At 69.3% G+C, this 12,310-nt stretch carries 14 protein-coding genes; 9 read left to right on the plus strand and 5 right to left on the minus strand.

What is annotated here, in order from left to right:
* Positions 1-10: 10 nt before the first annotated feature.
* A complete protein-coding gene (locus tag N7640_RS03675) occupies positions 11-889 on the minus strand; it encodes an acyl-CoA dehydrogenase family protein (protein ID WP_279903666.1) in 879 nt (292 codons plus the stop codon).
* Positions 890-1,026: 137 nt separating this feature from the next.
* On the opposite strand from N7640_RS03675, the gene olsB reads away from it, so the two are divergent.
* The 9 genes from olsB to N7640_RS03720 all read left to right on the plus strand — a co-directional run bounded on the left by olsB (position 1,027) and on the right by N7640_RS03720 (position 7,222).
* Positions 1,027-1,770 (plus strand): L-ornithine N(alpha)-acyltransferase, encoded by a 744-nt coding sequence (olsB, locus tag N7640_RS03680; RefSeq protein ID WP_279903667.1) that lies wholly within the window; start codon positions 1,027-1,029, stop codon positions 1,768-1,770.
* Positions 1,767-2,540, plus strand: coding sequence for a lysophospholipid acyltransferase family protein (locus N7640_RS03685; protein WP_279903668.1), 774 nt, complete (start codon positions 1,767-1,769; stop codon positions 2,538-2,540). The genes olsB and N7640_RS03685 overlap by 4 nt, the downstream gene beginning before the upstream one ends.
* A 104-nt stretch (positions 2,541-2,644) precedes the next feature.
* Positions 2,645-2,881 (plus strand): type II toxin-antitoxin system ParD family antitoxin, encoded by a 237-nt coding sequence (locus N7640_RS03690; RefSeq protein ID WP_279903670.1) that lies wholly within the window; start codon positions 2,645-2,647, stop codon positions 2,879-2,881.
* Positions 2,878-3,189, plus strand: coding sequence for a type II toxin-antitoxin system RelE/ParE family toxin (locus N7640_RS03695; RefSeq protein WP_279903671.1), 312 nt, complete (start codon positions 2,878-2,880; stop codon positions 3,187-3,189). The genes N7640_RS03690 and N7640_RS03695 overlap by 4 nt, the downstream gene beginning before the upstream one ends.
* Positions 3,190-3,345: 156 nt before the next feature.
* Positions 3,346-3,843 (plus strand): hypothetical protein, encoded by a 498-nt coding sequence (locus tag N7640_RS03700; protein WP_279903673.1) that lies wholly within the window; start codon positions 3,346-3,348, stop codon positions 3,841-3,843.
* A gap of 112 nt (positions 3,844-3,955) precedes the next feature.
* A complete protein-coding gene (locus N7640_RS03705) occupies positions 3,956-4,261 on the plus strand; it encodes a metalloregulator ArsR/SmtB family transcription factor (protein ID WP_279903675.1) in 306 nt (101 codons plus the stop codon).
* 62 nt (positions 4,262-4,323) lie between these two features.
* Positions 4,324-5,493, plus strand: coding sequence for an MFS transporter (locus N7640_RS03710; RefSeq protein ID WP_279903838.1), 1,170 nt, complete (start codon positions 4,324-4,326; stop codon positions 5,491-5,493).
* Positions 5,494-5,511: 18 nt separating this feature from the next.
* Positions 5,512-6,561, plus strand: a complete 1,050-nt coding sequence (locus tag N7640_RS03715; RefSeq protein ID WP_279903676.1) for an alkene reductase — start codon at positions 5,512-5,514, stop codon at positions 6,559-6,561.
* Positions 6,562-6,817: 256 nt separating this feature from the next.
* Entirely contained in the window at positions 6,818-7,222 is a 405-nt protein-coding gene (locus N7640_RS03720; protein WP_279903677.1) for a hypothetical protein, read from the plus strand.
* Positions 7,223-7,252: 30 nt separating this feature from the next.
* On the opposite strand, the gene N7640_RS03725 is transcribed toward N7640_RS03720, so the two are convergent.
* The 4 genes from N7640_RS03725 to recQ all read right to left on the minus strand — a co-directional run bounded on the left by N7640_RS03725 (position 7,253) and on the right by recQ (position 12,289).
* A complete protein-coding gene (locus tag N7640_RS03725) occupies positions 7,253-7,687 on the minus strand; it encodes a MarR family transcriptional regulator (RefSeq protein WP_220812976.1) in 435 nt (144 codons plus the stop codon).
* 110 nt (positions 7,688-7,797) lie between these two features.
* Positions 7,798-8,802 carry a DUF2804 domain-containing protein gene (locus N7640_RS03730; RefSeq protein ID WP_279903678.1) on the minus strand — a complete coding sequence of 335 codons (1,005 nt, stop codon included), beginning with the start codon at positions 8,800-8,802 and terminating at the stop codon, positions 7,798-7,800.
* A gap of 85 nt (positions 8,803-8,887) precedes the next feature.
* The gene (locus N7640_RS03735) at positions 8,888-10,048 is read right to left on the minus strand and encodes a GGDEF domain-containing protein (protein ID WP_279903680.1); all 1,161 of its coding nucleotides are present in this window, start codon (positions 10,046-10,048) and stop codon (positions 8,888-8,890) included.
* 111 nt (positions 10,049-10,159) lie between these two features.
* The gene (gene recQ / locus N7640_RS03740) at positions 10,160-12,289 is read right to left on the minus strand and encodes a DNA helicase RecQ (RefSeq protein ID WP_279903682.1); all 2,130 of its coding nucleotides are present in this window, start codon (positions 12,287-12,289) and stop codon (positions 10,160-10,162) included.
* Between the last annotated feature and the right edge of the window lie 21 nt (positions 12,290-12,310).

The raw sequence follows: 12,310 nt of genomic DNA on the forward strand, positions 1-12,310 counted from the left end.
CTGATCCAGGTCAAGCGAGCGCTGCCAGCGCCTTCTCCAGGCGCTTCTCGCGGGCCGTGCGGGCCACGTCCAGCAGGTTGCGGTCGCGCTGCCACAGCGCCGCCCAGTGCGGCGGGCCGGCGTCGATGGCCGCATCCAGCTCGGGACGCAGGGCGGCGAACTGGGCGAACAGCCCGGCCAGCAGCAGATGGGTCACCGGCTCGCTGGCGTTGTGCCGCGCCACCTCGGCGCAGCCGGCCAGCAGCCCCAGCAGGCGCAGGCGCAACTCGCGCGGCCAGGCGCTCTCCTCGCCGACGCCGTACAGCCAGCCGCTCACGGCGGCGAGCACGTGCAGGTCCTCGATGCTGCGGAAGGGCTTCACGTAGCTGTCCCAGCCGTCGCCCGGCAGCAGTTCGCACAGGGCATTGTCCAGGTGCAGGCGGGCGTGGCCGATGTCGGGCATCAGCGGCAGCGCCGGCAGCGGCTCGATGCGCGTGCCGGGCGCGCCACTGCGCACCACGCCGACCACCAGCCGCGGCGCCTCGCCGGGCGCTTCCGCGCGCGCGGCGACCAGCAGCCAGTCGGTGATGTCGGCGGCGGTGACGAAATCCTTGCGGCCGCTCAGGTGCAGGCCGTCCAGGCGGGTCTGCAGGTCGGCCGGGCGGGTGCTGCGGTTCTCGGTCACGCAGAGCGCGCCGGGGCTCAGCGGCGCGGCGGGCCACAGGGCGCGCAGCGCACCCTGGTAGCCGGCCAGGAAGGCCAGCCCGGGGGTGGCCGCCAGGCGTCCGCCGAGCACGGCCAGGGCGAACGGGCCAGCGTCGCCGACGCGCTCGAGCAGCGCGGCGTACCAGTCGTCCAGGTTGGCCGCCGGCAGGCGGTCGCGGGTTTCCAGCACGGATTGCCAAGGCATCACAAAGGTCCTCGTCAGCTGTCACGCAAGCATCACCAAAGATTCATGGAGGTGACACCGCGCGTTCCTAGCCTGAGCTTGCCCAACAACAGCGACCGGCCGCAACCCATACGCAGGCTGGCTCATGGAGGCCAACGATGACCCCGACCGCTCGAACTGCCGAACGCCGCCTGCAAGCCGAACGCCTGATCGGCCCGGACGCGCTGCGCGAGGCCCAGGCCCTGCGCTACGCCGTGTTCAGCAGCGAATTCGACGCCAAGCTGAACGGCGCCGAGCTGGGCCTGGACATGGATGACTTCGACCCGCACTGCAGCCACATCGGCGTGCGCGACCTCAACAGCGGCGCGCTGGTGGCCACCACCCGCCTGCTCGACCGCCCGGCCGCCACCCGCCTCGGCCGCTTCTACAGCGAGGAGGAATTCAGCCTGCACGGCCTGGCCCACCTCGAAGGCCCGGTGCTGGAGATCGGCCGCACCTGCGTGGCCCCGGCCTACCGCAACGGCGGTACCATCGCCGTGCTGTGGAGCGAACTGGCCGAAGTGCTCAACGAGGGCGGCTACCGCTACCTGATGGGCTGCGCCAGCATCCCCATGCACGACGGCGGCATCCAGGCCCAGGCGATCATGCAGCGCCTGCGCGAGCGCCACCTGTGCACCGAGCACCTGCGCGCCGAACCGCACAATCCGCTGCCGGCCATGGACCTGCCCGGCAACGTCATCGCCGAGATGCCACCGCTGCTCAAGGCCTACATGCGCCTGGGCGCCAAGGTGTGCGGCGAGCCGTGCTGGGACCGGGACTTCCAGGTGGCCGACGTGTTCATCCTGCTCAAGCGCGACGAACTCTGCCCGCGCTACGCCCGCCACTTCAAGGCCGCGGTGTGAAGCGCGCGCGCCTGTGGCTGCGCCTGGCCCGGCTGGCCGCCGTGCTGCTCCTGGGCCTGGCGCTGGCCTGCGGCGTGACGCTGGTCGAGCGCCTGTGGCGCGGCGACCTGATGGGGCTGCGCCAGCGCCTCACCGCTTGGTTCCTGCGTCGCCTGAGCGGTACCCTGCCGTTCGAGGTCGAGGTGCAGGGCGAGCTGCCGCGCGGCCCGCACCTGTGGGTCGGCAACCACGTGTCCTGGACCGACATCCCCCTGCTCGGCCAGCTGCTGCCGATCTCCTTCCTGTCCAAGGCCGAAGTGCGCACCTGGCCGCTGGCCGGCTGGCTGGCGCACAAGGCCGGCACCCTGTTCATCCGCCGCGGCTCGGGCGACAGCGCGCTGCTCGCCCGCCAGCTGCACCGCCACCTCGGCGCCGGGCTCCAGCTGCTGATCTTCCCCGAGGGCACTACCACCGACGGCCTGCAGGTCCGCACCTTCCACGGCCGCCTGCTGACCGGCGCCATCGAGGCCGGCGTGCCGCTGCAGCCGGTTGCGATCCGCTACCTGCGCGACGGCGAACCCGACCTCGTCGCCCCCTTCATCGGCGACGACGACCTGCCCTCGCACCTGCTGCGCCTGTTCGCCAGCGACCGTGCCCGGGTACAGATCCAGCTGCTCGCCCCCATCCCCAGCGCCGGCCAGGAGCGCAACGCCCTGGCGCGCCAGGCCCAGCGGGCGGTGCAGGCGGCGTTGTTCGGCGAGCAGGAAGAGCGCGGGCGGGTGGCGGCCTGAAGCGGCCTCGCTCGCAGCCAGCCGTCCAGAGGTTTCTCGGCACTGGCGGGATCGGGTCGGAGGCGTTTACTTTCTGGCAAACTTTGCCATCGCCAGGCACCGCCATGAGCACCATGAACATCTCCCTGCCCGACGCCCTCAAGGCCTTCGTCGATGATCAGATCAGCCTGCGCGGCTACAGCACCAGCAGCGAATACGTGCGCGAGCTGATCCGCCAGGACCAGGACCGGCAGCATCTGCGAGGCCTGCTGCTGGCAGGCGCCGAATCCGCTCCCGCAGCGCCCGCGGATGGCGACTACTTCGAATCCCTGCGCTCCAGGGCCCGCAAGGCTCGGGGATGAAGGCAAAGCCCGTCATCCCGCGTGCCCTGGCCAACCAGGATGTCGAAGGCGCCATCGTCTACCACCTTGAGCAACAGGCCGCGCTCGGCCTCATCGACGCCCTGGAACAGGCCTATACCCATCACCCCGCCTCGGGTATCGGCCGCTACGCTCATGAGCTGGAGCTGCCGGGACTGCTCTGCTGGCCGTGGAAGCGCTATCCCCATCTGGTGTTCTATGTCGAGCGCGACGATCACATCGACGTATGGCGCGTCCTGCATGGCACGCGGGACATTCCCGAATGGCTGACCGAAAGGTCCTCTCATTAGGCGTCCGTGGGAATCGAATCCCCGATACGGTGCAGTCCTGCCCACCACGCCAATGTGACGCCGTTTCCCATCTTCGATGAAGCATCTGGACGCCCAGGCAGGGCTGCAGCTCTACTGCGCGTCCGTGACCATCCCCCTGCTCCTCGAAGTCGGACCATGAAATACCTCGCCTCCCTCCTTCTCCTGCTGCTGGTACTGGCCGGCACGCTGTATGTCGTGTGGCAGCCGACCAGGGACACCCCGGTCGTCGCGCCATCACCGCAGCACACCGAACTGGCGTCGCGCGCCAACGCGCATATCCAGCAACGGCAGTACCCCGAGGCCCTGGCCGAGATCGACGCCGCCCTGGCGCAGGCCCCCGACCATGCGCAATACCGCTTCCTGCAATGCCTGCTCAGGGAGCGGCTGGGTCAGGCCGAGGCGCTCGCCCGCGACTGCTACGCCCAGGTGGCGGCACAGCTGGCCCGGACGGAAGCCGAGTGCGAGGCGGACCTGAACTGCGTCGTCGCCGACCTGATGGCCCAGGGGCCGGACGCCGAGGCCCGGCGGCAGCGGCTGCTGGCCTTGCCGACGCCGACGGCCGAGTTGGAGGCGCGCCATTTCCTGCTCGAAGGGTTCAGCCGCGAAGGCTACCTGCGGACGATCCTGCCGTAGCGGCCGCGCCCTGCATCAGCCCCGGTGATAGTCGGTATCGGCACAAACGATCTGAATATCGGCAAATCCCGATATAAAGTTCGCCTAACTCCGATATGCGACAAACACCGCCATGAGCACCCCACTCGACATCGACGAAATCATCAAGGCCCTGGCCCATCCGGTCCGGCGCGAGATCCTGCAGTGGCTGAAGGAGCCGGAAAAGCACTTCGCCGACCAGGAGCATCCACTGGAGCTTGGTGTCTGCGCCGGCAAGTTCGAGCGTTGCGGCCTGTCCCAGTCGAGCGTCTCGGCGCACCTGGCGACCCTGCAGCGTGCCGGGCTGGTGACCAGCCGCAAGGTCGGCCAGTGGAGTTTCTTCAAGCGTAACGAGGAGGTCATCCAGGCCTTCCTCAAAGACCTCGACGCACAACTCTGAACGGTCTCGCCGCAGGCGGGACCAAACACATTCATCCGCTTTCTGCAGGAGCCGGCCCCATGATGCCGTTACCGCTTCTCGTCCTCGCGCTGTCCGCGTTCGCCATCGGCACCACGGAATTCGTCATCATGGGCCTGCTGCCCGAAGTCGCCAGCGACCTCGGCGTGTCCATTCCCGGCGCCGGCTGGCTGGTCACTGGCTATGCCCTCGGCGTGGCCCTCGGCGCGCCCTTCATGGCCCTGGTCACCGCCAACTGGCCGCGCAAGCTGGCCCTGCTGGCGCTGATGGGCATCTTCGTGCTGGGCAACCTGCTCTGCGCCACCGCCGCCGACTACGAACTGCTGATGGTCGCGCGGGTGGTCACCGCCCTCTGCCACGGCGCCTTCTTCGGCATCGGCTCGGTGGTCGCCGCCAGCCTGGTGCCGGAGAACCGCAGAGCCTCGGCCGTAGCCCTGATGTTCACCGGCCTGACCCTGGCCAACGTGCTCGGCGTGCCGCTGGGCACCGCCCTCGGCCAATACGCCGGCTGGCGCTCCACCTTCTGGGCGGTCACCGCCATCGGCATCCTCGCCTTCATCGGCCTGTGGCGCATCCTGCCGAGCAGCCGCGACCAGCAGCCGGCCGACCTGCGCGGCGAGCTGGCGGCCATGCGCGGCGCCGGGCTGTGGCTGGCGCTGTCGACCACCGTGCTGTTCTCCGCCGCCGTGTTCGCCCTGTTCACCTACATCGCGCCGCTGCTCGGCGAGGTCACCGGTGTGTCGCCGCGCGGCATCACCTGGACCCTGCTGCTGATCGGCGTCGGCCTGACTCTGGGCAATGTCCTCGGCGGCCGCCTGGCCGACTGGAACCTGTCCAGGGCCCTGGCCAGCATCCTGCTCACCCTGGCGGTCTTCTCCTCGCTGGTGAGCTGGACCAGCCCGCTGCTGGTGCCGCTGGAGATCAACCTGCTGCTCTGGGCCATGGCCGCCTTCGCCGCCGTGCCCGCCCTGCAGATCAACGTGATGAACTTCGGCCAGGCCGCGCCCAACCTGGTCTCCACCCTCAACATCGGCGCCTTCAACCTGGGCAACGCCCTCGGCGCCTGGATCGGCGGCCTGGTCATCAGCCAGGGCCTGGGGCTGACCAGCGTGCCGCTGGCCGCCGGCGTCCTGGCCGTGCTGGGGCTGATCGCTGCCCTGCTCACCTTTTCCCTCGGCAACGGCGAAGGCCGTGCCGAAGCCGTGCTCGACTGACCCACTGGAGGCTGCACCATGACCACCCTGTTCGACCCCATCAAGATCGGCAGCCTGGAGCTGCCCAACCGCATCATCATGGCGCCGCTGACCCGCTGCCGCGCCGACGCGGGCCGCGTGCCCAACGCGCTGATGGCCGAGTACTACGTGCAGCGCGCCTCGGCCGGCCTGATCCTCAGCGAGGCCACCTCGGTGACGCCGATGGGCGTGGGCTACCCGGACACCCCCGGCATCTGGTCCGAGGAACAGGTGCGCGGCTGGCTCGAGGTCACCCGCGCCGTGCATGCCAACGGCGGGCGCATCTTCCTCCAGCTGTGGCACGTCGGCCGCATCTCCGACCCGCTCTACCTGGATGGCGAGCAGCCGGTGGCGCCGAGCGCGATCAAGCCGGCCGGGCATGTCAGCCTGGTCCGCCCGATCAAGGAGTACGACACCCCGCGCGCCCTGGAGACCGAGGAACTCGCCGACATCGTCGAGGCCTACCGCCAGGGTGCCGAGAACGCCAAGGCCGCCGGCTTCGACGGTGTGGAAATCCACGGCGCCAACGGCTACCTGCTCGACCAGTTCCTGCAGAGCAGCACCAACCAGCGCAGCGACCGCTACGGCGTCTCCGTCGAGAACCGCGCGCGCCTGCTGCTGGAAGTCACCGACGCGGCCATCGAAGTGTGGGGCGCGGACCGCGTCGGCGTGCACCTGGCGCCGCGCCGCGACAGCCACGACATGGGCGATGCCAACCCGCGCGAGACCTTCGGCTACGTGGCCCGCGAGCTGGGCAAGCGTGGCGTGGCCTTCATCTGCACCCGCGAGAGGGAAGGCGACGACAGCCTGACGCCCTTCATCAAGGAGCAGTTCGGCGGCCTGGTGATCGCCAACGAGCGCTTCACCAAGGCCCAGGCCAATGCCTGGCTGGCCGACGGCAAGGCCGATGCCGTGGCCTTCGGCGTGCCCTACATCGCCAACCCGGACCTGGTCGAGCGCCTGGCCAAGGACGCCCCGCTCAACGAGGCCCGCCCGGAACTATTCTACGCCCCGGGCCCGGTCGGCTACATCGACTACCCGCGCCTGTAAGCCCGGGCACACGAAAAGCCCCGCACCTGTGGTAGTGCAGTTCACTGATGATCGCCCCTGTGGGAGCGGACTTGTCCGCGAAGCTTTGCTGTCAGCCCCGTTCGCGGACAAGTCCGCTCCTACAGGGCTGGCCCAACAACCGGTCGCGTTCGATCATTCCGTATGTGAACAAGCACTACCGCAGGTGCGGGGCTTTTCGCGTTCTTCCGATGAAGCGCTGCACAACCGCGGGCCGGGATGGCTATGATCGGCACCCATGCCCACCACGCCACCTTCGCTCCGCCAACCCTGCCCGCCGGGCGCCTGCGACTGCGGGCGCGACGACCTGCTGGACAGCGCCGGCGCCGACCTGCGCATCCTGCTGCTCACCCGCCAGGAGGAGAGGAAGCTGCTGGACCGCCTGCAGAACCTGCGCGACCTGAACGACCTCGAACACCTGCAGCGCAGGATGCACGAGCAGCTGGGCATCCGCGTGCATGTCGCGCCGGGCTTCAACGAGGTGCGCAGCATGCGCGGCATCGCCATCCACATCGATTCGCTGCCGGGGTTGTGCCGCAAGACGCGCCAGTCGATCCCGGCCGCCATCCGCCGGGGCCTGGAGAACGCCCCGGAAATCGCCTACCGCCTGCTGGATGCCCATGACCTGCTGCGCGATGCCTGACTGACCCACGCCAGGCGCGGGCGGGTTCGCTCAGCCCTTTTCCAGATTACCCAGGATGCGCGCATGGACGATCTGGCACAGGCGCTGCTCTTCCTCGCTGACGCCGGCGAACAGCTCGCGGCGCAGTTGCAGGGCGATGCTCTCGATCTGCTCGATCAGCGGGCGGGCCTTGTCCGTCAGCACCACCTTCTTGGCGCGGCGATCCTCGGGCACGGCGATGCGTCTTACCAGCTCCTGAGCCTCAAGGCCGTCGAGCAGCCGGGCCAGGGTCGGCCCCTCGACGCCCACGGTCTGCGCCAGCTCGCGCTGGGTCGGCGCTTCCTTGAGCAGGGCCAGATGGAGAAGGACCAGCCAGCGCGCCTGGGACAGGCCGAGGCCGGAGAGACGGCGGTCCAGCTCGGCGCGCCAGGCGCGGGAAAGCTGGGCCAGCTGCATGCCGAAACTGTGGTGCGCGAAACTATGCATAGAAGACTCTCATCGGGTCTTGCCACCGCCCACTCCCCGTGGACAGCAGAAAAATCTAATTATTAGTCAACTAACCATAACCCCGACGACGGCCTTCGCCAACCCCGCTGTCACCATTTGACATACTGATCCTCGACGAACCCCCACAGGTTGTCGATCACCAGCGGTGCCCTCCCCGGCGGGCGCAAAGTGCCCTGGAAGCAGCCGAACACCTGTTTGAAGTTGCTGGCCAGCAGGCCCAGGTTCAGCCGCTCGCGGTGCAGGCCGTGGCCACGGAAGGTCAGCTCCACCTGGCCGTCGCCGGAGACGATGCGCCAGGGCTGCAGCGGGTCGTCCCGGTCGAATTCGAAGCGCACGCCGCCGACCGGATGCAACGCGCCGTCCAGCCAGTAGCAGTTCTCGCTGAAGCTGGTCTCGTTGACCCCGCAGGACAGGTTCAGCCCGACCCGCGTGCCGGCCACCTCGCCGGACAGGCAGGCCCAGTTCCAGAAGGTCTCCGGGCGCATGTAGCCGGCCGACCAGTCGTGGTGGGCGAAGGCGTCGAGCGCCTGCAAGTCGAAGTCGCCCAGCTCGCTGCGCACGCTGCCACGGCAGCGCACGCCGGCGACCTTCTGCGCGTAGACCCAGCCGTTGACCGCCGTCGGCGTGCAGATGCACATGGGCTGGAAGCGCTGCTCGGAGAAGCTCGCCTCGATGCGGGTACCGTCGTCCAGCTCCACCAGCAGGTGTTTGTCGGCGCCGCCGTTGTCCAGGCGCAGCAGGTTGGCGCCACTGCGCAACTCGCACACGCCCTCGTTGGGCCGCTGGGAGAACTTGGTGCCGTGACCCAGCGGGCGCTTGAACTGGCGTTCGATCATGCGCCCGCTGGCCGGATGGAACAGGTAGACGAAACCGGCGGTGAGCAGGCTGATGTCGGCCAGGGCGCAGCCGCCGATCAGCTCGCCGCTGACCAGGCCGAAGTACTGGAACTGGTGGAAGCGCCGCCACTTGGCCAGCGCGCCCAGGCGCCGGCCCATCGGCGAGCGGAAGTCGAAGTCGCGCCAGTTCACCTCGCCCGGGGCCGCCGGGAAGATGCCGTAGTGGGGTTGGCCGTTGGCCTGTATCAGTCGGTCCATGGTCGCTGCCGGCGAGGGAAAGCCCGGATGCTAGCAGCCGGCCGTCGGCGCGGGAGGGTCCGTTCGCGCCAGGACGACGGACGCCTCAGGTCACCACCTGGTTGCGGCCGAAGGCCTTGGCCTCGTACAGGGCGCGGTCGGCATGCTCGAACATGCCGTCCATGGCCATGGCCGGCGAGGGCTCCTGGCAGCACAGGCCGACCGACATGGTCAGCACGGCGGCGGTCTGCGAGCCGGCGTGCTCGATGGCACAGTCCTGCAGGCTCTGGCGCAGCGCCTCGGCGCGCTGCCGCGCCTCGGCAGGGGTGATGTCGTAGAGCAGCACCGCGAACTCCTCGCCGCCGAGCCGGGCCGCCATGTCCAGCGGGCGCCGGGCGGCGCGCAGCAGCGTCTCGCCGACCTGCTGCAGGGCGCGGTCGCCCGCCTGGTGTCCGTAGCGGTCGTTGAACGCCTTGAAGTGATCGACGTCGCACAGCAGCAGCGCCAGCGGCCGGCCGTCGCGCTGGGCCTGGCGCCAGAGCCGGCCCATCTCGCGGTTGAAGCTGCGCCGGTTGTGCAGCCCGGTCAGGCCGTCCTGGTCGGCCTGCACCCGCAGCAGGCCGCTGATCAGGAAGTGCTCGCGGGATTTCAGCTCCAGCAGGTAGCAGCCCACCGCGCCGATCAGGTTACCAACCAGCAGGAACAGCAGGTTGTTGAACAGCCGTTCCGGCGTCAGGCCGCTCAGCCATTCGAACAGGCCGTAGGCCAGCAGCACCACGAAGGAAGTGACGGCCGCCTCGACCAGGCGCAGGCCAACCAGGAAGTAGGCGGCGATGCACACCAGCAGCAACCCCTCGTAGGGGAAGAACGGGTCCTGGCCGTGGCCGAGGGCGATGATGGCGGCGGCGCCGAGGCCCATGGCGCCGATGCAGGCGATGCTCAGCGGCGTCGCCAGGTGCGGGTGGCGCCAGCCGAGGATCAGTCGGCCGCAGACCAGCAACAGCAGCGCCACGCTGGCGCGGATGGACAGCAGCACGAGCAGTAGCGGGCCTTCGATCATCCAGATGTCGACCCCGACGAAGGCCAGCCACACCAGCATCGCGAACACCACCGCGACGCGCTTCAGCTCGCGGCTGTCGCGCAGCATGTAGGCGCGGTACTCGCGCTCCAGGGCGGGGGCGAAGCGCAGCAGGCGATAGCCGCGGGTCAGTTGGTCGGAGTAGGGATTGGGCCGAACGTTGGCCAGCCAGTCGGGATGCAGCGGCACTAGATCTTCGAACCTCGCAATCTATCGCTGGGGCTCACCCTAGCGTTTTGAGAAGCACGTCACAAGTTTGTCGCCAAAGGTTTGGCGTAAAGAATCGTTACCGCCGCGACCTCAGAGTTCGAACTCGCTCTGCAATGCCGCCCGCACGCAGTGCAGCACGCCTTCCGGCACCTGGCCGGCGAACTGTGGGGCTACCGCCGCCACTGGCGGCAGCTCGCCCTCGCCGTCGAGGAAGGCGTCCTGGATCTCGCCGAGCAGCTCCTCCGGCAGGTCCAGCGCCTGCTCCAGGGACAGCTGCTGGCGGCCGATGGCCTCGGCCAGCATGTTGTACACGCTTTTCTCGCCACAGTTCAGCTGGCTGGCGATCTGCGCCGGAGTCATGCCGGCACGGGCCAGGCTGACCAGTTCGTGGCGCAGGTCCACCACCACCTTCGGCGCTTCGCCCGCGCCGCCGTTGAGCACTTCGAGGAAGGCCTCGCCGTAGCGCTCCAGCTTGCGCGCGCCGACGCCGCTGACCCGCGCCATCTCGCTGAGGTTACGCGGCTGGCTGCGCAGCATTTCCAGCAGCGTGGAATCGGGGAAGATGACGTAGGGCGGCACGCTGTGCTCCTCGGCCAGCTTGCGCCGCAGGGCGCGCAGGGCCTCCCACTGCTCGCGCTCCTCGCCCCGCACCAGCTGGCTGGCGCTGCTGCCGCTGGCCTTGGCCGCCTGCTGCGGCTTGAGGTCGCGGCGCAGCTCCAGCGTCATCTCGCCGCGCAGCAGCGGCCGGCAAGTGTCGCTCAGGCGCAGGCCGCCGTAGCCGTCCAGATCGACGTCGGCCAGGCCGCGCGCCACCAACTGGCGGAACAGGGTGCGCCATTCCGCCTCGGACAGCGCCTTGCCGATGCCGAACACCGCCAGGTGCTGGTGGCCAGAGGCGCGGATCTTGTCGTTCTCGCGGCCCAGGAGGATGTCCACCAGGTGGCCGACGCCGTAGCGCTGGCCGCTGCGGTAGATCGCCGACAAGGCCTGGCGCGCCGGCTCGGTGGCGTCCCAGGTCTGCACGTTGTCGACGCAGGTGTCGCAGTGGCCGCAGGGCCTCTCCAGCACCTCGTCGAAGTAGGCCAGCAGCGCCTGGCGGCGGCAGCGGGTCTCCTCGCAGAGGGCGAGCATGGCGTCCAGCTTGTGCTGCTCGATGCGCTTGTGGCGCTCGTCGCCCTCGGAGTTGCTGAGCATCTGCTTGAGGAAAATCACGTCCTGCAGGCCGTAGGCCATCCAGGCGTCCGCCGGCAGGCCGTCGCGGCCGGCGCGGCCGGTCTCCTGGTAATAGGCCTCCAGTGACTTGGGCAGGTCCATGTGGCAGACGAAGCGCACATTGGGCTTGTCGATGCCCATGCCGAAGGCGATGGTCGCCACCATGATCAGCCCTTCCTCGTTGAGGAAGCGCTTCTGGTGGTAGGCGCGCAGGTCGTTGGCCAGCCCGGCGTGGTACGGCAGCGCCGGGTAGCCCTGGGCGCTGAGGAAGTCGGCCACCTCCTCCACCTTCTTGCGCGACAGGCAATAGACGATGCCGGCGTCGCCCTTACGCGCGGCGAGGAAGGCCAGCAGTTGCTTGCGCGGCTGATCCTTGGGCTGGATGCGGTAGAAGATGTTCGGCCGGTCGAAGCTGGAGAGGAAGCGCTCGGCCTGCTCCAGGTGCAGGCGCTGGGCGATCTCCTCGCGGGTGCGCATGTCCGCCGTGGCGGTCAGGGCGATGCGCGGCACGCCGGGGAACAGCTCGGCCAACTGGCCCAGCTGCAGGTATTCCGGGCGGAAGTCGTGGCCCCACTGGGACACGCAGTGGGCCTCGTCGATGGCGAACAGGGCCACCTGGGGCAGGCGCTGCAGGAAGTCCAGCATGCGCGGCTGCACCAGGCGCTCGGGCGCCAGGTAGAGGAACTTGATCTCGCCGCGGCGGACGCGATCGGCGATGTCGCGCTGCTCGTCGTTGCTCAGGGTGGAATTCAGCGCCACGGCCGCCACGCCCAGCTCGTCGAGGGTGGCGACCTGGTCCTCCATCAGCGCGATCAGTGGCGAGACGATCACCGCCAGTCCCTCGCGCAACAGGCCCGGCACCTGGTAGCACAGCGACTTGCCGCCACCGGTGGGCATCAGCACCAGGGCATCGCCGCCGCCGGCCACGCGCTCGATGATCGCCGCCTGGTTGCCACGGAAGGCGTCGTAGCCGAAAACGTCTTTGAGGATGCGAAGGGCGGCGGACATGGGTGGCGGGATCATCCGGAC

This window comes from Pseudomonas sp. GD04015, from assembly GCF_029837675.1.
Classification (GTDB): domain Bacteria; phylum Pseudomonadota; class Gammaproteobacteria; order Pseudomonadales; family Pseudomonadaceae; genus Aquipseudomonas; species Aquipseudomonas paralcaligenes.

What these genes read in the sequence shown, in the direction of transcription:
- N7640_RS03675 (WP_279903666.1), bottom strand. Translation starts at nt 889, where the DNA reads ATGCCTTGGCAATCCGTGCTGGAAACCCGCGACCGCCTGCCGGCGGCC.
- N7640_RS03695 (WP_279903671.1), top strand. Translation starts at nt 2,878, where the DNA reads ATGAAGGCAAAGCCCGTCATCCCGCGTGCCCTGGCCAACCAGGATGTC.
- N7640_RS03690 (WP_279903670.1), top strand. Translation starts at nt 2,645, where the DNA reads ATGAGCACCATGAACATCTCCCTGCCCGACGCCCTCAAGGCCTTCGTC.
- N7640_RS03725 (WP_220812976.1), bottom strand. Translation starts at nt 7,687, where the DNA reads ATGCATAGTTTCGCGCACCACAGTTTCGGCATGCAGCTGGCCCAGCTT.
- recQ (WP_279903682.1), bottom strand. Translation starts at nt 12,289, where the DNA reads ATGTCCGCCGCCCTTCGCATCCTCAAAGACGTTTTCGGCTACGACGCC.
- N7640_RS03730 (WP_279903678.1), bottom strand. Translation starts at nt 8,802, where the DNA reads ATGGACCGACTGATACAGGCCAACGGCCAACCCCACTACGGCATCTTC.
- N7640_RS03700 (WP_279903673.1), top strand. Translation starts at nt 3,346, where the DNA reads ATGAAATACCTCGCCTCCCTCCTTCTCCTGCTGCTGGTACTGGCCGGC.
- N7640_RS03720 (WP_279903677.1), top strand. Translation starts at nt 6,818, where the DNA reads ATGCCCACCACGCCACCTTCGCTCCGCCAACCCTGCCCGCCGGGCGCC.
- N7640_RS03705 (WP_279903675.1), top strand. Translation starts at nt 3,956, where the DNA reads ATGAGCACCCCACTCGACATCGACGAAATCATCAAGGCCCTGGCCCAT.
- N7640_RS03715 (WP_279903676.1), top strand. Translation starts at nt 5,512, where the DNA reads ATGACCACCCTGTTCGACCCCATCAAGATCGGCAGCCTGGAGCTGCCC.
- N7640_RS03710 (WP_279903838.1), top strand. Translation starts at nt 4,324, where the DNA reads ATGCCGTTACCGCTTCTCGTCCTCGCGCTGTCCGCGTTCGCCATCGGC.
- olsB (WP_279903667.1), top strand. Translation starts at nt 1,027, where the DNA reads ATGACCCCGACCGCTCGAACTGCCGAACGCCGCCTGCAAGCCGAACGC.